This is a genomic window from Arthrobacter sp. TJ-266, from assembly GCF_058269115.1.
In genome coordinates this window covers 490,632-512,184 of record NZ_JBZCNC010000002.1, presented here as the reverse complement: position 1 = coordinate 512,184, position 21,553 = coordinate 490,632, and the positions used below count along the sequence as shown (strand labels likewise).

The 21,553-nt window shown below is 70.0% G+C and carries 18 protein-coding genes and 1 tRNA gene; 14 read left to right on the top strand and 5 right to left on the bottom strand.

Annotated features, from left to right (window positions below; all coding sequences use genetic code 11):
• Positions 1-87: 87 nt before the first annotated feature.
• The 3 genes from AC4D12_RS07145 to AC4D12_RS07135 are packed head-to-tail and all read left to right on the top strand — an operon-like array spanning position 88 to position 3,464.
• On the top strand, positions 88-1,653 hold the full coding sequence (locus AC4D12_RS07145) for a circularly permuted type 2 ATP-grasp protein (RefSeq protein ID WP_490949202.1): 1,566 nt from the start codon (positions 88-90) through the stop codon (positions 1,651-1,653).
• A 36-nt stretch (positions 1,654-1,689) separates the two neighbouring features.
• A complete protein-coding gene (locus AC4D12_RS07140; RefSeq protein ID WP_490949201.1) occupies positions 1,690-2,616 on the top strand; it encodes an alpha-E domain-containing protein in 927 nt (308 codons plus the stop codon).
• A complete protein-coding gene (locus AC4D12_RS07135) occupies positions 2,613-3,464 on the top strand; it encodes a transglutaminase family protein (RefSeq protein WP_490949200.1) in 852 nt (283 codons plus the stop codon). The genes AC4D12_RS07140 and AC4D12_RS07135 overlap by 4 nt, the downstream gene beginning before the upstream one ends.
• 55 nt (positions 3,465-3,519) lie before the next feature.
• On the opposite strand, the gene glgC is transcribed toward AC4D12_RS07135, so the two are convergent.
• Positions 3,520-4,764: a glucose-1-phosphate adenylyltransferase gene (gene glgC, locus AC4D12_RS07130; protein ID WP_490949199.1), complete on the bottom strand. Its 1,245-nt coding sequence runs from the start codon at positions 4,762-4,764 to the stop codon at positions 3,520-3,522.
• A 137-nt stretch (positions 4,765-4,901) separates the two neighbouring features.
• Between glgC and glgA the strand changes: the two genes are divergently transcribed.
• Positions 4,902-6,095, top strand: a complete 1,194-nt coding sequence (gene glgA, locus AC4D12_RS07125; RefSeq protein ID WP_490949198.1) for a glycogen synthase — start codon at positions 4,902-4,904, stop codon at positions 6,093-6,095.
• An 83-nt stretch (positions 6,096-6,178) separates the two neighbouring features.
• Here glgA and AC4D12_RS07120 read toward each other — a convergent pair whose 3' ends face one another.
• Together AC4D12_RS07120 and AC4D12_RS07115 are read right to left on the bottom strand one after the other, a co-directional pair.
• Positions 6,179-8,359, bottom strand: a complete 2,181-nt coding sequence (locus AC4D12_RS07120; RefSeq protein ID WP_490949197.1) for an acyl-CoA dehydrogenase family protein — start codon at positions 8,357-8,359, stop codon at positions 6,179-6,181.
• A gap of 87 nt (positions 8,360-8,446) precedes the next feature.
• Positions 8,447-9,202, bottom strand: a complete 756-nt coding sequence (locus tag AC4D12_RS07115) for a TetR/AcrR family transcriptional regulator (RefSeq protein WP_490949196.1) — start codon at positions 9,200-9,202, stop codon at positions 8,447-8,449.
• A 61-nt stretch (positions 9,203-9,263) separates the two neighbouring features.
• On the opposite strand from AC4D12_RS07115, the gene AC4D12_RS07110 reads away from it, so the two are divergent.
• From AC4D12_RS07110 to AC4D12_RS07075, 8 genes are all read left to right on the top strand, one after another.
• Entirely contained in the window at positions 9,264-10,592 is a 1,329-nt protein-coding gene (locus tag AC4D12_RS07110) for an acetyl-CoA C-acetyltransferase (RefSeq protein WP_490949195.1), read from the top strand.
• On the top strand, positions 10,592-11,968 hold the full coding sequence (locus tag AC4D12_RS07105) for a 3-oxoacyl-ACP reductase (protein WP_490949194.1): 1,377 nt from the start codon (positions 10,592-10,594) through the stop codon (positions 11,966-11,968). Before AC4D12_RS07110 ends, AC4D12_RS07105 begins: the two co-directional genes overlap by 1 nt.
• The gene (locus AC4D12_RS07100) at positions 11,965-12,885 is read left to right on the top strand and encodes a MaoC family dehydratase (RefSeq protein ID WP_490949193.1); all 921 of its coding nucleotides are present in this window, start codon (positions 11,965-11,967) and stop codon (positions 12,883-12,885) included. Before AC4D12_RS07105 ends, AC4D12_RS07100 begins: the two co-directional genes overlap by 4 nt.
• Positions 12,886-13,036: 151 nt before the next feature.
• On the top strand, positions 13,037-14,005 hold the full coding sequence (locus tag AC4D12_RS07095) for a trypsin-like serine peptidase (RefSeq protein ID WP_490949192.1): 969 nt from the start codon (positions 13,037-13,039) through the stop codon (positions 14,003-14,005).
• Positions 14,006-14,146: 141 nt separating this feature from the next.
• Positions 14,147-15,376, top strand: a complete 1,230-nt coding sequence (locus tag AC4D12_RS07090; RefSeq protein WP_490949191.1) for a kynureninase — start codon at positions 14,147-14,149, stop codon at positions 15,374-15,376.
• A 113-nt stretch (positions 15,377-15,489) separates the two neighbouring features.
• A tRNA-Leu gene (locus tag AC4D12_RS07085) sits at positions 15,490-15,573 on the top strand.
• 128 nt (positions 15,574-15,701) lie between these two features.
• The gene (locus AC4D12_RS07080; RefSeq protein WP_490949190.1) at positions 15,702-15,878 is read left to right on the top strand and encodes a hypothetical protein; all 177 of its coding nucleotides are present in this window, start codon (positions 15,702-15,704) and stop codon (positions 15,876-15,878) included.
• Positions 15,879-16,157: 279 nt separating this feature from the next.
• The gene (locus AC4D12_RS07075; RefSeq protein ID WP_490949189.1) at positions 16,158-17,282 is read left to right on the top strand and encodes a hypothetical protein; all 1,125 of its coding nucleotides are present in this window, start codon (positions 16,158-16,160) and stop codon (positions 17,280-17,282) included.
• A 225-nt stretch (positions 17,283-17,507) separates the two neighbouring features.
• Here the strand turns inward: AC4D12_RS07075 and AC4D12_RS07070 are convergent, their stop codons facing one another.
• The gene (locus AC4D12_RS07070) at positions 17,508-17,774 is read right to left on the bottom strand and encodes a hypothetical protein (protein ID WP_490949188.1); all 267 of its coding nucleotides are present in this window, start codon (positions 17,772-17,774) and stop codon (positions 17,508-17,510) included.
• A gap of 141 nt (positions 17,775-17,915) precedes the next feature.
• Positions 17,916-18,326, bottom strand: a complete 411-nt coding sequence (locus AC4D12_RS07065) for a hypothetical protein (protein WP_490949187.1) — start codon at positions 18,324-18,326, stop codon at positions 17,916-17,918.
• 650 nt (positions 18,327-18,976) lie between these two features.
• Here AC4D12_RS07065 and AC4D12_RS07060 point away from each other — a divergent pair.
• Positions 18,977-20,278 carry a M20/M25/M40 family metallo-hydrolase gene (locus tag AC4D12_RS07060; protein ID WP_490949186.1) on the top strand — a complete coding sequence of 434 codons (1,302 nt, stop codon included), beginning with the start codon at positions 18,977-18,979 and terminating at the stop codon, positions 20,276-20,278.
• Positions 20,279-20,291: 13 nt separating this feature from the next.
• Complete coding sequence (locus AC4D12_RS07055; protein ID WP_490949185.1) at positions 20,292-21,488, top strand: acyl-CoA dehydrogenase family protein; 1,197 nt, start codon at positions 20,292-20,294, stop codon at positions 21,486-21,488.
• The last annotated feature ends 65 nt before the right edge of the window (positions 21,489-21,553 follow it).

Below are 21,553 nucleotides of genomic sequence, written 5' to 3'. Positions count from 1 at the left end.
TTTCGGGCGTGTTAACGCTGCGTCCGGGGCCGCCCCGCCGGTGCGTGCCGCTGTGTTCCGGGGGGCGATCCGTGGCACTGTTGACCCATGTCCGAGCTCTTCGCTGACTACGCAGCCGCCGCCCGCAGGACGCCCGCCTTCGACGAGATGTTCGGGGCCGGGCAGGTACCGCGCACCGAGTACGGTCAGGTCGCGGCGGCGCTGGACGAACTCAACCTCGCAGACGTCACGGCCCGCGCCGACTCCATGGCCCGCACGTTCCTCGACCGCGGGGTGACCTTCGACTTCGCGGGGGAGGAGCGTCCCTTCCCGCTGGACATCGTCCCCCGGGTCATCGCCGGCGAGGACTGGGACGTGCTCGAGCGCGGCGTCGCCCAGCGCGTCCGGGCGCTCGAGGCCTTCCTCGACGACGTCTACGACAAGATGGCGGTCGTCTCCGACGGCGTGATCCCGCGCCGCCTCATCACCTCGAGCGCGCACTTCCACCGCGAGGTGTCGGGGTTCGCCCCCGCGGGCGGTGTCCGCGTGCACATCTCCGGGATCGACGTCGTCCGTGACCAGCAGGGCACCTTCCGCGTGCTGGAGGACAACGTCCGGGTCCCGAGCGGCGTGAGCTACGTGCTCGAGAACCGCCGCGCCATGGCCAAGGGCCTGCCCGAGGCCTTCGGTCAGCAGCACATCCGCCCGGTGGAGGAGTACCCGCGCCGCCTGCTCGCCGCACTCCGGAGGACGGCGCCTCCCGGTGTCGAGGAACCCACGATCGTCGTGCTCACGCCCGGCGTCTTCAACTCCGCCTACTTCGAGCACACCCTGCTCGCCGGGCTCATGGGCGTGGAACTCGTCGAGGGCCGCGACCTCATCTGCCGCGGCAACCGCGTGTACATGCGGACGACGGCGGGCGAGCAGCGCGTCGACGTCATCTACAAGCGCATCGACGACGAGTTCCTCGACCCGCTGCAGTTCCGTGCGGACTCCGTGCTCGGCTGCCCGGGGATCGTCAACGCGGCCCGTGCCGGCATGGTGACCATCGCGAACGCCGTCGGGAACGGCGTGGCCGACGACAAGCTCGTCTACACGTACGTGCCGGACCTCATCAGGTACTACCTCGGCGAGGACCCGATCATCGCGAACGTGGACACGTACCGCCTCGAGGACGCCCCGGCGCGCGAGGAGGTGCTGGACCGCCTCGACGAACTCGTGGTCAAACCCGTGGACGGCTCGGGTGGCAAGGGCCTCGTGATCGGCCCGGACGCCACGAGGGCCGAGCTCGACACGCTGCGGGCGAAGGTCCTCGAGGACCCGCGCGGCTGGATCGCGCAGCCGGTCCTCCAGCTCTCCACCGTCCCCACGATGTCCGGCGGCCAGTTCAGCCCACGCCACGTGGACCTGCGGCCCTTCGCGGTCAACGACGGCGAGGACGTGTGGGTGCTGCCGGGCGGCCTCACGCGCGTGGCCATGAAGGAGGGTTCGCTGATCGTGAACTCGAGCCAGGGCGGCGGTTCGAAGGACACCTGGGTGGTGGACGGCGAGGTGCGCGGCCAGGCGAGCGACGCCGCGCGGGAGCGCCCCACCGTGACGGTCAGGGAACGCACGAGCGTCTGGCCGATCGAGACCAACTGGCAGGACAAGCAGTCGGAGCACCAGCAGCAATGACCGCGCTCGCACCCCTGACATACGAGAAGAGGCCCCATGCTCAGTCGCATCGCTGAGTCCCTGTTCTGGATCGGCCGTTACGTGGAGCGCGCCGACGGCACCGCCCGCATCCTCGACGTGCACCTCGAGCGGCTCAACCAGATGCCGCTGCAGCAGCAGCGCGACACGTCCCGGCAGCTCCTCGGGGTGATGGGCAACCGGCCCGAGGAGGAGGACACCGACCTCTCGGACCTCCTGCAGGCGCTGGCCTACGACCGCTCGAGTGCCACGTCCATAGCCGGCGCGCTCGGAGCGGCCCGGGAGAACGCACGGCGAGCACGGGAGACGGTGTCCAGCAGCGTCTGGGAGAGCCTCAACACCACCTGGTACGGGCTCACGCAGCACCGCAAGGACGTCGTGGGGACCTACCGCTTCTGCCACTGGGTCGTGGAGCGCACCGCGATGGTGCGGGGGCTCTCCGACACCACCATGAGCCACGACGAGTCCTGGCAGTTCCTGGTCCTCGGGCGCAGCCTTGAGCGCGCCGACATGACCGCGCGCATGCTCTCGACGCACGACGTCCACGCCGCCGGCCTGTCCTGGGTCAACATGCTCCGATGCGCGGGCGCCTACGAGTCCTTCCTGCGGACGCGCCGCGCGTCCTTCGGCGACCAGCAGGCCGCGGAGTTCCTGCTGCTGGACCGCCTGTTCCCGCGCTCCATCGTCTACGCCCTGAGCGACGCCGAGAAGTGCCTCACGCAGCTGAACCCGGCCTACCAGCGCGTCGGCTTCATCAACGACGCCACGCGCATCGTGGGGCAGGCTCGGACCTTCCTCGAGTTCCACCAGACCCAGGACCTGATGTCCGAGCTGCCGGAGCACATGGAGCGCATCCAGAAGGCCTGTGCCCGGGCATCCGACGCCGTCTCACGCACGTACTTTTCCCAGGCGGACGAGCTGTCCTGGGTGGGAGAGGTCTCATGACACGCCTGCTGATCGAGCACCGCACCGGATACGACTACCCGCGGCGGGTGTTGCTGTCCTACAACGAGGCCCGCATGACGCCGTTGACGGACCCGCAGCAGGTGGTGCTCGAATCGACCCTCAAGGTGAGCCCCTCGAGCGCGGCGGTCTCGGCCTACCGCGACTACTGGGGTACCCGCGTCACGGCGTTCGACCTCCACGTACCGCACGAGCACCTCGAGGTCACCGCGATCTCCACCGTCGAGGTCAGCCGGACCGAGAGGATCCCCGCCGAGGGCGGCATCCTCTCCTGGGAGGCCCTCGCGGAGCCCGCGCTCACGGACGACTTCGCGGACTGGCTGACCCAGACGGTGCTCAGCGAGCCGGGGGAGGAGGTGCGCACCCTGGTCGCCGGTCTCGCCGAGGGCATCAGCCCCCACGAGGCCGCCCGCGCGGTGTTCGCCTGGCTGCGGAGCGAGATGGCCTACGTCCAGGGCGCCACCGGGGTGCAGACCAACGCGCAGGACGCCTGGCGGGAGCGGAAGGGCGTGTGCCAGGACCTCGCGCACGTGGCCATCGGTGCCCTCCGGAGCCTCGGCATCCCCGCCCGCTACATCTCGGGCTACCTCCACCCCCGCCGCGCGGCGGGCATCGGTGAGACGGTCGCCGGTCAGTCACACGCCTGGGTGGAGTGGTACGACGGCGAGTGGCGTGGGTGGGACCCGACGAACAGCGGTCCGGTCAGCGACTTCCACGTGTCCGTGGCCCGCGGCCGCGACTACCGCGACGTGTCGCCGCTGAAGGGCATCCTGTCCGGAGGGGGCGGCTCGGTCCTCAGGGTGACGGTGGCCATCACGCGCGTCGCCTGAGGTGCCATGCGCCCGGTGCGCCGCCCGAGGGCGGCGCACCGGGCACGGAGCAAGGTCAGGGCAGCGGGACCGACTGACCCTTGCTGACGATCGTCAGGCCGGAGTCGGTGACGGAGAAGCCACGGCTGCGGTCCATGTCCTGGTCCACGCCGATGCGCGCGCCGGCCGGGATGCGCACGTTCTTGTCGATGATGGCCCGGCGGACCACGGCGCCCCGTCCCACGTTCACCTTGTCGAGCAGCACGCATCCGGTCACCTCGGCCGCCTCATCGATGAAGACGTCGGTGGCGAGGATGGAGGTCTGCACCGCCCCTCCCGAGACCACCACGCCGGCCGAGACGATGGAGTCGTGTGCCTCGCCCGAGCGGCCGGAGGCGCTCCGCACGAACTTCGCCGGGGGCGAGATGCTCTGGCGCGTGTAGATGGGCCACTGCAGGTTGTACAGGTTGAACAGCGGCAGCGGCGAGATGAGATCCATGTTGGCGTCGTAGTACGAGTCCATGGTGCCGACGTCGCGCCAGTACTGGCGGTCCCGCTCGGTGGACCCGGGGATCTCGTTCGTCGTGAAGTCGTACACGGCGGCGTCATTGCGTTCGACGAAGTAGGGGATGATGTCTCCCCCCATGTCGTGCTTGGTGTCGAGGCGGGCGGCGTCGTCCTCCAAGGCACGGATGAGGGCCTCGGTGGTGAAGACGTAGTTGCCCATGGAGGCCAGGAAGCTGTCGGGATCGTCGGGGAGACCCGGGGTGCTGGAGGGCTTCTCCACGAAGGCGGCGATCCGGCCGGGATCATCGGCGGCGGTCTCGATGACCCCGAACTGATCGACGAGGTGCATGGGCTGGCGGACCGCTGCCACGCTGACGCTGGCACCGCTGTTCACATGCGCGTCCACCATCTGCTGGAAGTCCATGCGGTACACGTGGTCCGCGCCGATCACCACCACGATGTCCGGCTGCGCGTCGTGGATGAGGTTCAGGGACTGGTAGATGGCATTCGCGCTGCCGAGGAACCAGCTCTTCCCGCGGCGCTGCTGCGCGGGGACGGACGCGATGTAGTTGCGCAGCTGGGTGGACATCCGCCAGGTCTCGGAGATGTGCCGGTCGAGGCTGTGGGACTTGTACTGCGTCAGGACCACGATCTGGAGGTACCCGGAATTGACGAGGTTCGAGAGCGCGAAATCGATGAGCCGATAGCTCCCGGCGAACGGCACGGCCGGCTTGGCCCTGTCCGCGGTCAGCGGCATGAGCCGCTTGCCCTCCCCGCCGGCCAACACCACGGCCAGTACTTTCTTCGGTGCCACTTGCGACCCCCGCTCTTCCTTGAGTGTTGTGCTTCTCGTCAGTCGGTGATCGACCGAGCGTAGGTCCACACGGTCCGGGAACCGGCCCGTTTCCTTCACAGTAGAGGACTCCGTGACACTGCACTACGTTGGGATGCGTGCGAGTAGACATTGTGAGCAAGGAGTTCCCGCCGGAGATCTACGGAGGGGCGGGGGTGCACGTCGCCGAGCTCAGCCGGGTGCTGGCACCGCAGGTGGACCTGCGGATCCACGCCTTCGGGTCTCCCCGCCCGGAGGACTACCACGGTGCCACGGTGCGGTCCTACGGGGTGCCGGACGGACTCGCCGACGCCAATGCCGCGGTGCAGACCCTCGGTACGGACCTGGAGATGCTGCAGGCCATGGCCGGCGCGGACCTGGTCCACTCCCACACCTGGTACGCCAACATGGCCGGCCACCTCGCCTCGCTCCTGCACGGGATACCGCACGTGCTCAGTGCCCACAGCCTCGAACCGCTGCGCCCGTGGAAGGCCGAGCAGCTGGGCGGAGGCTACGCGCTCTCCTCCTGGGTGGAGAGGACCTCCTACGAGGCGGCAGCGGCAGTCATCGCCGTCTCGGCCGGCATGCGTTCGGACATCCTCCGCAGCTATCCGGATGTGGACCCGGCGAAGGTGCACGTGGTCCACAACGGCATCGACGTGACGCAGTGGACGCGCGACGAGGACGACGACGCCCTCCGCGCCCACGGCATCGACCCCGACCGCCCCAGCGTGGTGTTCGTGGGCCGGAACACCCGCCAGAAGGGTGTTCCCTATCTTCTCCGCGCGGCTGCGCTGCTGCCGGCCGACGTGCAGCTGGTCCTGTGCCTGGGCGCCGCGGACACTCCCGCCCTGGCCGCCGAGACGGACGCGCTGATCTCCGACCTCCGCGAGCGCCGCGGCTCCGTGATCCTCATCGAGCGCATGCTCCCGCGGCGCGAGGTCATCCAGATCCTCAGCCACGCGACGGTCTTCGCGTGCCCGTCCATCTACGAACCCCTCGGGATCGTGAACCTCGAGGCCATGGCGTGCGGCGCGGCCGTCGTCGCGTCCGCCACCGGCGGCATCCCCGAGGTCGTCGACGACGGCGTGACCGGGACCCTCGTTCCGCTCGAGCAGGTCCAGGACGGGACGGGCACACCGCTCGACGCCGAGGCGTTCGTCTCCGATTTCGCCGCGGCGCTCACCGCCCTGCTCGAGGACCCGGCGAGGGCATCGGCGATGGGCGCCGCGGGCAGGGCCCGCGCCGAGCGCCACTTCGACTGGGGTTCGATCGCCGAGACCACATTGGGTGTCTACCGCGGGGTCCTGTAGCACCCGAGACGCCGGCGGCACCGGCGGCACCGGCGGCACCGGGAACACCGGACCGTCGACCCTGCGGACCCCGCGGCGGGTCGTCAGCGCAGCGCTCGGGCCCGGGCTGCTTTCGTGGCCTTCAGGGTCGTGGTCGACGTCGCGCCGCGGGGAGCCGCGGAGGCCCCCTTCCTGGACGCCTTGGCGCTCTTCGCCTCGCGGGCCAACAGCGTCTTCTCGTCCATCGGGGCGTCACCGCTCGCACGGCGCCGCCGCATGTACTCGGCCGCCTCCTCCTGGCGTTCCCGCTCCGCGCCGCTCGCGACGGCGGACCGCAGGTGCTCCGGTCCGTACCCGAACGCGTCCACGAGATCGAGGGCGTGCGGACGGATCTTCGCGAGCAGGCGGTTGATGTAGCCGTCGAGGGTGCGGGCGCGCTGTGAGGACAGCCTCCCGTTCATCAGGAACCACGCGAGGTCCTTCTCGATCAGGCACAGCCCGAAGAGGTCACGCAGTCGCGTGAGGACCTCGCGTGTGCCCGGGTCCTCGATCCTCGTGAGGCCGCGCGTGAACGCCTCCCACTGCAGCAGTTCGGCGTGGGCGTAGGCCACCTCGATCAGTTCGTTCTGGTGCTCGTTGAACAGCGCCGCGGCCTTCTCCTGGGACATACCCTTCGCTCCGCGCAGCATCCCCGCGAGCTCGGCGACGCGGGTCTGCACGCGGTCGCGGAGAAGCTCCTGCTGCGTGGACTCGTCGCGCAGCGCGATCGCGGACTTCTTGCCCGAGCCGGTGTCCGCGACGGTCTGCGCAACCCGACGCAGCCCGGAGCGGTGCAGCGTCCGGCCGGCGGCCTGCGACACCGCGTAGCGGGCCAGGACCCCGAAGTCGACGCCCTTGAACTCCTTGGCGAAGTCCGTCAGCAGGCGCTTGGCCACGAGCTGCAGGAGAACGGTGTTGTCACCCTCGAAGGTGACGTAGACGTCGAGATCGGCCCGGAGCGACGCGAAGCGGTTCTCGATGAGGAAGCCCTGGCCGCCGGTCGCCTCGCGGCACTCCTGCAGGGTGTCCAGTGCCAGCCAGGTGCTCAGGGGCTTGAGCGCGGCGGCGAGGGTCTCGAGGTCCTGGCGGTCCTCGTCGGTGTCGTGCGCGCCCGAGAAGACGCCGTCGAACTTCTCGAGGAGTTCCTCGTGCGCGAAGGACGCCGCATAGGTGGCCGCGAGGCGCGGCAGGAGCCGCCGCTGGTGCCGCTGGTAGTCCATCAGCACCTCCTCTTTCAGATCCGACGACGCATTGAACTGACGGCGCTCCGTCGCGTAGGTGATCGCGGCGGTCAGCGCGAGCTTGCTGGCGGCGACGGCCGCGCCGTCGAGCGAGACCCGACCCTGCACGAGCGTGCCGAGCATGGTGAAGAAGCGGCGCCCCGGCGAGGCGATGGGGGAGGAGTAGGTGCCGTCCTCCGCGACGTTCCCGTAGCGGTTCAGGAGGTGGGTGCGCGGGACGCGGACGCCCGTGAAGTGCAGGCGGCCGTTGTCGATGCCGTTCAGGCCGCCCTTCACGCCGTCGTCCTCACCGCCGATACCCGGCTTGAAGGTGCCGTCCTCGTGGCGGAGCTCCACGTAGAACCCGTGGACGCCGTGGTTCACCCCGTTGGTGACCAGCTGCGCGAAGACGACGGCGGCCCGGCCGTCGATCGCGCCGTTGCCGATGTAGTCCTTCCACGCCGCACGGAAGGGCGTGTCGATGACGAACTCGTCGGTCGCCGGGTCGAAGGTGGCGGTCGTCGCGATGCTGGCGACGTCGCTGCCGTGGCCGGTCTCGGTCATGGCGAAGCAGCCGGGGATCTCCATGGACATGATGCCCGGGAGCCATGCCTCGTGGTGCTTCTCGGTGCCGAGGTGCATGACGGCGGAGCCGAAGAGCCCCCACTGCACGCCCGACTTGATCTGGAGCGAGGGATCGGCCACCACGAGTTCCTCGAAGCCCGCGATGTTCCCGCCGTGGTCGTCGTCGCCGCCGAACGCCTTCGGGAACGCACGGTGCACGGCCTTCTGCTCCACCAGGTAGTGCAGCTGGTCGAAGCAGCGGCGGCGGTGCTCGTGGTGCGTCAGACCCTCGATCTTGTGGACCTCGGGGCGTCCCGCGAGTTCGCGTGCCTGGCGGCGGACGTGGGCCCACTTCCCGAGCAGGAGCTCCCCGAGCTCGGCGGTGTCCACGGTGGCGCGCTCGTCGTCCGTGATGTCGACGGTCGCGGGGATCTGCTGGGGCCGGGAGATGGTCTGCGTCATGGCGTGTCCTTCGCGGTGCGTGGGGCGGTGCTGAACGGGTGGATCTGGAGAGTGCGTGTACGGGGGGCCTCGGTCATGGTCTGGCGCTCATGGTCCGGCGCTCCCGGTCGTATGTCCGGTCGCGTCCGCGGTGGCGGTCGAGGCCTCGTAGCGGCTGATGCCGTCGAAGAGCCAGCCCGTGAGGTGCCGTGCCATCTGCTCCTCGGTCGGCTTGCCCGGGACATCGGGGGCGGACAGCCAGGTCTCACCTGCAGCGCGGATCATGCCGATGGCGGCCGCGGGCCAGAACTCCGGGGCGGCGTCGTCCGGTCCGGACGGCCGGTCCGGGGACAGCAGGTACGCCCGCATGGGGCGCGAGATCATCTCTGTGATCGCGGCGAGGAAGTGGGCGAGGGGGTCCTGGGCGCCGTCGTCGGCCGTGGTCGACTCGGCGCTCCCCACGCGTGTGACGAAGGCGTAGACGTTGGGGGAGGTCCGCGCCATCTGGAGATAGGCGAGCACCATCGCGTGGAGTCCCTCGCGGGGGGTGGAGGCCGTCCGGGCGGCGTCGCGGATCTTCTGCTGCATCTGGCCCGTCACCACCTCGGCCATGGCCCGCTGCAGGCCGGTCTTGTCCCCGAAGTAGCGGTAGTACACGGATTTCGAGGTGTCCGCCGCGGTGGCGATGTCCTCCATGGAGGCTCCAGCGCCGAGCCGGTCGATGGCCCGCCTCGCCGTCTTGATCAGCTGACGTCGCCGTTCGGCCCGGTGCTCCTCCCAGCGGCTGGACCGTCCGTCGGGAACCGCCGGCACGTCCGCGGGTACGCCGGGGGAGAGGCGCGTCGCAGCAGGGGCAGAGTTCATGATACTCAGCGTATCAGGTACGGTAGGTATCGGTAATCCCCCGACGCTTCAGGAGTTCCTCATGTCAGAGCAGACAGGCGCGTCCACCGCCGCCCCGTCACCGCAGACCGCCGTCCGCCCCGCGGTCGTCATCGGCGGCAACCGCATCCCCTTCGCTCGGTCGGGCGGTGCCTACGCGTACTCGTCCAACAAGGACATGCTCATCGCGGCACTCGACGGCCTCGTGGCCCGCTTCGGGCTCCAGGGCGAGCGCATCGGTGAGGTGGCCGCGGGTGCCGTCCTCAAGCACTCGCGTGACTTCAACCTCACCCGCGAGGCCGTGCTCGGCTCCGCGCTGTCGCCCGAGACCCCCGCCTACGACCTCCAGCAGGCCTGCGCGACGGGGCTCGAGACCGTGGTGGGGCTGTCCAACAAGATCAAGCTCGGCCAGATCGAGTCGGGGATCGCCGGCGGTGTCGATTCCGCGTCGGACGCGCCCATCGCCGTCAGCGAGGGCCTGCGCCGCGTGCTGCTCGACCTCTCCCGGGCGAAGACCACGCAGCAGAAGGTCCGCATCCTCAGCACCCTGCGGCCCAAGGACCTCTCGCCCAACGCGCCCGGCACGGGGGAGCCCCGCACCGGCCTGTCCATGGGGGAGCACCAGGCCATCACGACGGCGGCCTGGCAGGTCACGCGCGAGGCCCAGGACGAGCTGGCCTACCTGAGCCACCGCAACCTCGCCGCGGCCTACGAGCGGGGGTTCTTCGCCGACCTCATGACGCCCTACCGGGGCCTGACGCGTGACGCCAATCTCCGCGCGGACACCTCTCCCGAGAAGCTCGCCACCCTGAAGCCCGTGTTCGGGAAGACCCTCGACACCCCGGCCACCATGACCGCCGGGAACTCGACCCCGCTGACCGATGGCGCCGCCGTCGTGCTCCTCGGCAGCGAGGACTACGCACGCGCCAACAACCTCCCCATGCTCGCGAACGTCGTGGACGCCGAGGCAGCCGCGGTGGACTTCGTGCACGGCGAGGAGGGCCTGCTGATGGCCCCGGTCCACGCGCTGCCGCGTCTGCTGGCGCGCAACGGGCTCACCTTCGCGGACTTCGACTTCTTCGAGATCCACGAGGCCTTCGCCGGGACGGTGCTCAGCTCCCTCGCGGCCTGGGAGGACGAGGACTACTGCCGGCGCGTGCTCGGGCTCCCGGGAGCGCTCGGCAGCATCGACCGCTCGAAGCTCAACGTCAACGGCTCCTCCCTCGCCGCCGGGCACCCCTTCGCCGCCACCGGCGGGCGCATCGTCGCCTCCCTCGCGAAGACCCTGTCGGAGAAGGGCGGACGCGGCCTCATCTCGGTGTGCGCCGCGGGCGGGCAGGGCGTCGTCGCGATCCTGGAAGCGAGGAACTGATGGCCGACGCCTACCTGGACCTCGTCAACACGCCACTGCCCGCGAGGATCGCGAAGGCGCTCGGCCTGCCCCGGCCCTCGGTCCTGCGCCGGTACGCCCCCGGTGAGGTGCTCGCACCGCTGCCGGTCCTGGTCGCGGGAGCCGGCGCGGGAGCCGAGGCGCTCGCCGACGTGCTGCTCGGCTGGGACATCGAGGTGCGGCGTCACGTGCTGCCCGGCGAGAAGCTGAGCGCCGCCGTCGTCGTCCTCGACGCCGCGACCGAGCCGGCCGATCTCGCCGCCCCGATGCTCGAACTGGGCCAGGCCGTGAGGTTGCTCGTCCCGGGCGGGCGTGTGGTGGGCATCCTCCGCTCCGCCGCCGACGCCTCCGGACCTGCGCAGGCCGCGGCCCGCCAGGGGATCGACGGCGCACTGCGCTCGGTCGCCCACGAACTGCGGGGAGGGGCGACCGCCAACGGCATCATCCTGCGCGGCGATGCCACCACGACCGACCCCACCGCGCTCGGCGCCCTCCGGTTCTTCCTCTCGGGCAGGAGTGCCTACGTGGACGGTCAGTTCATCGAGGTCGCGCCGACGCCGTCGGGGAGCATCACCGATCTCGCGGCAGCCACCGCGGCAGAGGGGGAGGGAGTCGCGGACCAGCCCCTCACCGGGAGGATCGCGGTGGTCACGGGTGCCGCCCGGGGGATCGGCGCCACGATCGCCGAGGTCCTGGCACGTGACGGCGCTCGCGTCGTCGCCGTCGACGTCCCGACGGCCGGCGAGCAACTCGCTGCCGTCGCGAACCGTGTGGGCGGTACGGCGCTGCAGCTGGACATCACGGCGGAGGACGCCGCGGCGCGCATCCTCGACCACGTGCAGCAGCGGTTCGGGAGCCTCGACATCGTGGTGCACAACGCCGGTATCACGCGGGACAAGCTCCTGGCCAACATGGATGCCGCGCGGTGGAACTCCGTCATCGCCGTCAACATCGCCTCGCAGCTGCGCATGAACGAGCAGTTCCTCGCCTCGCCGGTCTTCTCCGGGACCGGACGGATCATCAGCCTTGCTTCCACCAGCGGCATCGCCGGCAACCGCGGGCAGAGCAACTACGCCGCGTCCAAGGCGGGCGTGATCGGGATGGTGCGGGCGCAGGCGGCCGCCTTCGCGGGCAGCGGACGGACCGTCAACGCGGTGGCGCCCGGCTTCATCGAGACGGACATGACGGCGAAGATCCCCGCCCTCACCCGGCAGGTGGCCCGGCGGCTGAGCAGCCTGCAGCAGGGCGGCCTCCCGATCGACGTCGCCGAGACCGTCGCTTTCCTCGCCTCCGGCACCGCCGCCGGCATCAACGGGCAGGTGCTGCGCGTCTGCGGGCAGAACCTGGTGGGTGCATGACCGGCGCACCCACCGACGTCGTCCTCGGCATGCCCAGCCTGCCCGGGCTCTACGGCAGCGCCCTGGCGACCGCCGCGCGCCGGCGGGTCACGCCGTCGTCGTCCCCCGTCCGTCCCGGCCTGCCGGCCGTCCGCCACCGGGTCGACGGCATCCGCGTGGAACTCGCCGATCTCACGCGCTTCCAGCACCTGATCGGTGCGGCTGCTCGCGACGTACTGCCGTCCGCCTACGTCCACACGGTCGCCTTCCCAGTGATGATGAGCGTGCTGGCCCGCCCGGACTTCCCCCTGCCGTTGCTCGGCATGGTGCACCTCAGCAACGAGGTCCACCAGACACGTCCCATCGGCGCCTTCGAGGAGCTCGACGTCGTGGCTCGGGCCGAGGGTCTCCACGCCCAAGCCTCGGGGACGCAGGTGGACGTCGTCACGGAGGTGGGCGTCTCCGGCGAGACGGTCTGGACGGGCCGGTCCGTGTACCTCGCCCGCGGGCTCCGGCTCGACAAAGAACCGACGGTGGCCGCGACGGGCGTGGGCCCCTCCGGCGAGCGGGCTTCCTTCGTTCCTCCGGTCCCCACCGGGCTGTGGCGTCTCGACGCCGGGACCGGCCGACGATACGCCGCCGTCTCCGGGGACTGGAACCCGATCCACCTGAACGCCGTGGCGGCCAAGGCGCTCGGCATGAAGACGCTGATCGCCCACGGCATGTACCTGGCCGCACGCATGGTCGAGCAGGCCGCTCCCGCCCCGGAGGGAGCGCTCGACTGGCGCATCGACTTCGCGACGCCCGTGCTGCTGCCCGGCGCCGTTACCACCTCCTTCGCGCGGAATCGCGACGGCGACGGGACCCTCGTGGACGTCGTCGCCTGGTCGGCGAAGCGGCAGCGCCAACACTTTTCGGGCCGAGTGCGCGCGGAATAGTTCCACGCCACCCGCTGCCTGTCCAGAGGAGGAGCGATTTTCAGGGGCAGTTCCCCCGAAGTCGCTCTTCCTGCTGGCCGGTCAGCCGGCGGGCGGGAGAGACTCCGGGAACCAGCCACGAAGGCTGCCCCCGTATGGAAAGAGGAGTTTCGTGAACTCTCGAGGTCTCAAAGCCGGTCTGCTCACCGCGTCGGCCCTGCTCGCATCAGTGTTGATGGCAGCAGGTCCCGTCCAGGCAGCGCCCACCCAGGAGCCGACCGGCTCCGCAGCCGGCACCACCGTGTCGCACGCGCAGAACCAGAGCCAGGCCGAACTGGACGCCTACTGGACCGCGGACAGGATGAAGAACGCCAAGCCCGCCAACACCATCAATTCCGGCTGGGCCGCCGAGGGCCGCTCCATTATGCCGAAGGGAGGCAAGGAGACCGTGGCGAAGGCGCCGAAGGACCCCGTCGTCCAGCCGAACGCCGTCGCCGAGACCGCCGTGCCGAAGATCGGCAAGGTCTTCTTCACGCAGGGCGGCCAGAACTACGTCTGCTCCGGCAACTCCGTGCAGAGCGGTAACCAGAGCGTCGTCGCCACCGCGGGTCACTGCGTGCACGACCTCTCCACGGGCTTCGTCACCAACTTCGTGTTCGTCCCGGCCTACAGCAACGGCTCCGCGCCCTACGGTCGCTTCGCCGCCCGTTCGCTGCACGCCGCCAGCGAGTGGGTCTCCCGCAACGACATCAGCTACGACGGCGCCTTCGCGGTCGTGAACACCGTCAACGGCCGCACGCTCTCGGCGACTGTCGGGGCCTCCAGCATCGGCTTCAACCTCGCCCGCAACCTCTCGTACACCGCCTACGGCTACCCGGCCGCCTCGCCCTTCAACGGCGAGCGCCTCTACAGCTGCAGCGGCACCGCATCGGCGGACCGTCTCGGCGGCACCCTGTCCCAGGGCATCCCCTGCGACATGACCGGCGGATCCTCGGGCGGGCCCTGGTTCGTCGGATCGGGCTCCGGTGGCACGCAGAACTCGGTCAACAGCTTCGGCTACACCAGCCAGAAGAACGTCATGTACGGCCCGTACTTCGGCAGCTCCATCCAGGCCGCCTACAGCACGGCGGCCAGCCGCTGATCGAACGCCATCGTGAACGGCGCTGACCGAACGGCGCTGATCGGAGGCAATGATCGAACGCAGTGATCGGGCGGTCCCCTCGACGGGGGCCGCCCGTTCGCGTCGACGGCCACCGGGGTACCCCCGCCTAGACTGGGGGCCATGATCGGCCCCTCCCTCACGGCACGTGCCGCAGCGCTCGATGCCGCAGATCCCCTCGCTCACCACCGCGCCCTGTTCATCGGCGCGGACGACCCCGCCGTGCGGTCCTACCTCGACGGGAATTCGCTCGGGCGCCCGCTCGCCGCGACCGTCGAATCCCTCACGGCCTTCGTGCAGGAGCAGTGGGCAGGCAGGCTCATCCGCGGCTGGGACGACGGCTGGCTGACGCTCGGCGAGCGTATCGGCAACCAACTCGGCAGGGTCACGCTCGGTGCGGCGGCGGGTCAGTGCGTGGTCGCCGATTCGACGAGCGTGCTGCTCTACAAGCTGGCCCGCGCCGCCGTCGCCGCCCGCCCGGACCGCACGGAGATCGTGATCGACCGCGACAACTTCCCCACCGACCGCTTCATCGTCGAGGGCATCGCCGCCGAGCGCGGGCTGACCCTGCGCTGGATCGACGTCGCGTACGACGGCGGTGCGACGCCGGAGGACGTCGCCGCGGTCGTCGGACCGCAGACCGCGCTGGTGCTGCTCAGCCATGTGGCGTACCGCTCGGGCTTCGTCGCCGACGTCCCGGGCATCACGCGCGTGGCGCACGACGCCGGAGCGCTCGTCCTGTGGGACCTCAGCCACTCCGTCGGTTCGGTACCCGCCGAGCTCGACGCCTGGGACGTGGACTTCGCAGCGGGCTGCAGCTACAAGTACCTCAACGGCGGCCCGGGAGCCCCGGCCTGGGCCTACGTGGCCGAGCGGCATCATGTGTCGCTGGATCAGCCGATCCTCGGGTGGCTCGGCAGCGCGGACCCATTCGCCATGGGGTCCGCCTACCAGCCGGCGGACGGCATCCGGCGCCTCGTCTCCGGTACGCCACCCATCATCGGGATGCTCGCGATGCAGGACATGCTCGCGCTCCTCGAATCGGTGGGGATGACCGCCGTCCGCGCGAAGTCGGAGCAGCTCACGGCGTTCGCCGTGGACGCCGTCGACGAGTTCCTCGCGCCCCGGGGGGTCGTCCTCGCGTCGCCCCGAGCGGCTGCCCAGCGCGGTGGGCACATCACCATCGACCACCCGGCCTTCGCGTCGATGGTGCCGGACCTCTGGGCCGACGGCGTGATCCCCGACTACCGCAACCCGAGCGGCATACGGCTCGGGCTGTCCCCGCTGACCACGACCTTCGGCGAGGTCGCCGTCGCCCTCGACGCAATCTCGGAGCGCCTTCCGGACCAGTGACTGAAGTCCCCGCGCCACACCCGCGGGGACGTCCGCCGATGTCGGTGGAGCGCTCATCTCGTGTTAGAGTTTCTCTCGTTGCTTTCGCCGGTTTCGACCGCGAAATACCACCCGCGCGGGTGGCGGAATGGCAGACGCGCTAGCTTGAGGTGCTAGTCCTCTTATTGAGGGTGGGGGTTCAAGTCCCCCTCCGCGCACAGAAAAGACCCCGGTTCGCCGGGGTTTTTTTGTGCCCTGAACCACGCGGTCAGCCGCTCGAACCACGTGAGTGTCGGGAATCGGCTCCCATGACACTCTCCGACGCAAGGCGTTCCGCTGCTAGTACATGCCGCTGCAGACCGAAGCGAAGGCTACGTCCGACCTCTGGATGACGGCCGTCAAGCATGACGCCATTGCCGGCATCCTCGCGAGCTGCGCCGAGGTGAGAGCCGCCGGCGGGGCCCCAATCGAGGCCGGCAACCAGACTTCAGCTCACAGTCCGACGGCGGTGACGACGGCGTAGGATGCGAGTCTTCGCCGAGTGGGACCGCGCTCGGGGGCTTCTTCGTGGCACTGAGGATCCCACTGACGGAGTTGCGCGATGCAGCCGGCGTCCGATCGTCGGCGAGGCGACCCATGCTCTGGTTGAACGCGGTTGACGGCCGTGGCGCTGAGCACGGTTTGAGGTGCTGGCAGTGTGGCGTCCGGACGGCGAAGCTGCCAGCAGGAGATGACAGATGGGTGCACCGGCCACCGCGGTCGGGCCGCTGTTAGTCTGACGCCATCCCTAGCAAGGAGCGCAGTGGTACCGCAGATCGACCCGCAGAATCTCACTCCCCGCCAGATCGACCTGGTCAACGAAGGCCGGAGGCTCGAGGGCGTCGACCTCACCCTGCTCGGCTACTTCGGTGGGCCCGAGCTGCAGGGTGAGTGCATCGGCCGCATGCAGCTCGACGAGGACGGCCAGCTGCCGGCGTCCAACTACGACTCCCCGGAGGCCCGGCTGCGGGCCCTCGTCCTCGCTCAGCTGCTCCGCGGATGCCTGCGCCGCTCCATCCCGATCGTCCTGGAGGGGATCTTCGACGACATCTATGCCGTGCGCTCACTCCAGGCTGACGGGACGGACCCGGCTGCCTACATCACCTCAGCCGCCGCCCGCGTGGTGGACACCTTGCCACCGGCCTACCGGAACCACTACACGTTCGAATTCCTGCAACGCTTCGCCGTCGTCCTGGCTGAAGCCGCGGACCTCGAGATGGGCTGGGACGGTGCACGGACCTTCGCCCACGAGCTCGCCGTCTATTGCTTCGCCCGGAAGGGGGTCCGGCACGCTGACGCCGAGTACGGGACCCGCCTCGGATCGGTCGAGATCGACCGGATCATGGTCGGGCTGCTTGACGACGCGACGGTCCTCCGGAAGGCCTACCACCTGTCGCCCGAGGACCGCTCAGACTCTGCCGACAGCTGGTTCGAGCCCTTCGATGCCGCATCGCGCGTGAATCCGTACCTGCACCCCGAGGGCCAGCTCACGACGGAACAGATTGACCTTCTCGAGCACCAGGTCACCAGCGAGGTACCGGAGAAGTACCCGGGTGCAGCACGGCTTGAGGCCCTACACGGCGGAGCCCTCGTCGACATGAGCCCGTACGCGTCCCGGTACTACTTCCTGTGTCCGGTCGCCGTCGAGCTGCAGGTTCTCGACGCGCTGGGATTCACCGGGCTGGCGCCGGACTCCGAGTGGGAGGAGCTCCTGCTGTACACCGCCTGGCACGGCGCCGCCGTACACCCGGCGTGGAAGAGCTATCACTACGTCGCACCCGGCTTCGAGGGCGAGAAGGCCTACGTCGCCCTCGTCGCCGGGACCGACGAGATGGACTCTCCGGTGCTCACCATCCAGTACCTCGGCGAGGTCACTGACGAGGACTAGACGGCGGTCAGCCTTCGGCAGCGGGGGAGGTCGGTGAGGTGACGGAAAGACGCTCCCCGGGCTGCTGGACATCGAGCACACCCCTACCCGGGCTACTACGGCAACGCATGCGACAAGATGCCTGCGACGCGGTTGAACACGTGGATCAGGGACTTCTCCACCCGGTACAGAGCCCGCACCGCCACCACGACGACGGCGAGCGATACCCTGTCGTCCGGCTAGGAGTCAGCGACTGCCGCGCGCCCTCGAGTACCGAGCCACCAGGCTGTTGACTGCCAGAGTTGCGACGATGATGGAGACGGCCACCGCGGCCAGGCCGACGTAGAGCCCGGTGAGCAGCGCCATGGGCGAGCTGACCGAGGCCAGATAGTGAACCCCGCCAGCCGCTCCCACCACCCAGAAAGCAGCTACCGCGGCCAGCGCGATGGTGGACGGCAGAGCGCCCCGATTGTCCTTGATCCACTGCGACGGTCGTGCCGTTTCTATCCCCATGAGAGCCATGCTCCAAGTCTCCGGTGACGAAGTAACGGTGCGACGGACGACACGTATCGACTCGGTCACAGTTCAGCTCGCATGACCTGAAGGATGAAGAGGGCGCGGGTTGTCACCGGCCGCCGGTGCTCGCTGCCGTGCTCAGCGGGCTCCGGGGAGTCCTATGACCTTCGCCAGTCCGAAGAGGCAGCCCAGGATCACGACGGCGCACCCGGCCAGCAGCGGGAGGTTCGGGCCCTGCTGCGCATCGGTCCGTTCGAGCGCCACGGGCTCTGCGGACGAGGTGGCGGACGCCGACGGAGCCGGGCTCGTACTAGGTGAGGGACGTGCCGACGGCTTCGCTGCAGGTGCCGGCTTCGCGGGCGCGACCGTCTCCTCGGCAGGAGCTGGTTCCTCCACCGGGACGACCTCTTCGATGATCGGCTCGGGCAGCGGGGCGCCCGGGGGAAGGAGTGAGGGGCCGACCGGCTGCAACGGCTGGTACTCGGGGAGTTGCTGCACCGGCGCAGGTGCAGGCGCCGCCGGGGGAGTCGGGGCCGGTGTGGTCTCCACAGGCGCTGGCGTACGCGTTGGGACGACCTCCGGAGCCGGGCTGGGCGTGGGCGTCTGGACTGGAGCCGGGCTGGGCGTGGGCGTCTGGTCTGGAGCCGGCGAAGGAGTTGGCGTGATAGGCGCCACCGTGGGCTCATTCACCGTGGGCTCATTCACCGTGGGTGTTGTCACGGGCTCGGGGGTCGGCGCCGAGGGAATGACCGTGGCGGGATTCACGGCCGCTGGGACATCGTCCTGGCAGACGGTGATTCCGTTGCCGTCGGTCCGGCACAGCTCCGCGGCTGACGCTGCGGGTGCTCCGAAGGTCACTGCGCCGATCATGGCGATGGCAGTCGCGGACAGCCTCCGGTTGAGGTTCTTGCTCATGATGCCCCAGTCTCTCGGCCCACCCGGGGCCTTCCTTAAACAGGTGGACCCGCCAGTCCACATGTGTAGGGCGAGTCCGCCGAACAAGCATACAACGTGCTCGCCGCTGCAGTTCATGCCGTTACATCCGGGCAGCACGACCAGGGGGCATGAGAGACCTGACACGGCGCTTCGTCCTTTCCAGATCCGGCAGCGTGGTGCGCGAGCCCGGAGAACGGACACCTGCACCCGACCGGGCGTCTCTCGGTAGGCTGGAGCGGACACCGCTACCCCAGGAGGACCCCGTGGGCATCACCCCCGAAGACGACGTCGTGCGCATCTGCCAGGAACTGATCCGGTTCGACACCTCCAACTTCGGCACCAAGGAGGGCCCGGGGGAGCGGCAGGCCGCCGAGTACACGGCGGGCCTCATCGAGGAGGTGGGCCTCACGACGCAGCTGTTCGAGGCCGCTCCCGGCCGCACGTCCGTCGTCGCGCGTATGGAGGGCACGGACTCGTCGCTCCCCGCCCTCGTGGTGCACGGACACCTCGACGTCGTCCCCGCGCAGAAGGAGGACTGGACGGTCGATCCCTTCGGTGGTGAGGAGAAGGACGGCCTCATCTGGGGCCGGGGCGCCGTGGACATGAAGGACATGGACGCCATGATCCTGTCCGTCCTGCGTGCCATGCAGCGCGACGGCGTACGGCCCCAACGGGATCTGATCTTCGGGTTCTTCGCCGACGAGGAGGCGGGCGGTGCGTACGGCGCCTCCTGGCTCGTCGACAACAAGCCGGAGATCTTCGAGGGTGCCACGGAGGCCATCTCGGAGGTCGGCGGATTCTCCGCCACCATCGGCGGGCAGCGCACCTACCTGCTGCAGACGGCCGAGAAGGGCATCTCCTGGCTGCGGCTCGTGGCCCACGGCCGGGCGGGGCACGGGTCGCAGATCAACACCGACAACGCGGTGACCGCACTGGCCCGGGCCGTCACGCGGATCGGTGACCACAGGTGGCCCATCGAGCTCACGCCGACCACGCGTCAGTTCCTCGACGGGGTCACGGAGCTCACGGGCGTCGAGTTCGACCCCGACAACCCGGACCTCCTCCTGAAGGAACTCGGCACGGTGGCGCGCTTCGTGGGTGCCACCCTGCAGAACACCGCGAACCCCACCGTTCTCAAGAGCGGGTACAAGCACAACGTCATCCCCGGCACCGCCGAGGCGCTGATCGACGTCCGGACCCTGCCCGGTCAACAGGACCAGGTACTCGAGATCATCCGCGGGCTCGCGGGCGAGCACGTGGAGGTCACGTACGAGCACAAGGACACCTCGCTCGAGGTGCCGTTCGCCGGGAACCTCGTGGATTCCATGATCGACGCCCTGCACGCGGAGGACCCGGGGGCGAAAGTGCTCCCGTACACGCTCTCCGGCGGCACGGACAACAAGTCCCTCAGCCGGCTCGGCATCACCGGCTACGGCTTCGCGCCCCTGCAGTTGCCGGACGACCTCGACTTCACGGGGATGTTCCACGGCGTCGACGAGCGCGTACCGGCCGAGTCGCTGCGCTTCGGCGCCAAGGTGCTCGCCCGGCTCCTCACCACCTACTGAGGCCGGCCCACCGATGACGACGGCGGCGGCCCGCGCGGCCGAGCTCCTCCCGGAGGACCTGCTGGAGCGCGCACGGTCACGCGCAGGCGGTCACGACACGACCAACACGTTCTTCCACGAGGACTTCGAGGAGCTGCGGGCCGCGTCCTACCTCCGCCTGCTGGTGGACACGCCACCCGGGACCACGGGCGGCATGGCCCTGGCCGCGCAGTGCCAGCGGCGCCTCGCGGCGGCAGCGCCCGCCACCGCCCTCGGGACGAACATGCACCTGATCTGGACCGCCGTCGCCGGACTCCTCGCCGGACGGGGGGACGATTCGCTCGGCTTCGTCCTGGAGGGGGCGGCGCGCGGCGACGTGTTCGCCTTCGGGGTGTCCGAGCCCGGTAACGACGCCGTCCTGTTCGACTCGCTCACGCGCGTGACACGGACAGCAGGGGGCTACAGCTTCACCGGCACGAAGGTGTTCACGAGCCTGTCCCCGGTGTGGACGCACCTCAGCGTCTTCGGGAAGCTGCCGGCGTCCGATGCAGGGTCCGACGCCGGGACGGACGCCGGGTCCGATGGTGAGGACGTCCTCGTCCACGCCTTCGTGCCGCGCGGCACACCCGGCGTCGTCACCGTCGAGGACTGGAACCCGTTGGGCATGCGCGCCACGCAGTCGAACACGACGCGCCTCGAGGACGTGCGGGTACCCGAGGACGCCGTCTTCCGTCGCCTGCCGGTTGGGCAGAACCCGGACCTCCTGGTGTTCGGGATCTTCGCGGCCTTCGAGACGCTGATCGGGGCCGTGTACCTCGGCATCGCCGACCGGGCGCTGCACCTCGCGGCCCGGGGGCTCGAGCGCCGCACCAGCCGGACCACGGGGAAGTCCCACGCGGCGGACCCGGTGTTGCGGGACCGCTTGGCGCGAGCGGCCATGACGGCCACCGGCGCGGCGGCCGAACTGCGCGCGGTCGCGCAGGATCTCGACGACGGCGTGGACGATCCCGCCTGGTTCGCCCGACTCGTGACGCTCAAGACGCATGCCGTCGCTGCCGCTGTCGAGGCGACGTCGACCGCCCTGCACCTCGGAGGGGGATCAGGATTCTCGGCCGCGTCCGAGGAGGCTCGCTTGCACCGGGATGCCCTGGCCGGCCAGTTCCATCCGTCCACGGAGGAATCGGCTAGGGCCACGGTCGCTACCTGGCTTCTCGGGCCGCCGGCGTCGTAGGAACGTGGGCTCTTGCACACGTTCCTCCGACGAGCAGTGCCTTCGACCGCGAGGCAGTGCGGTTC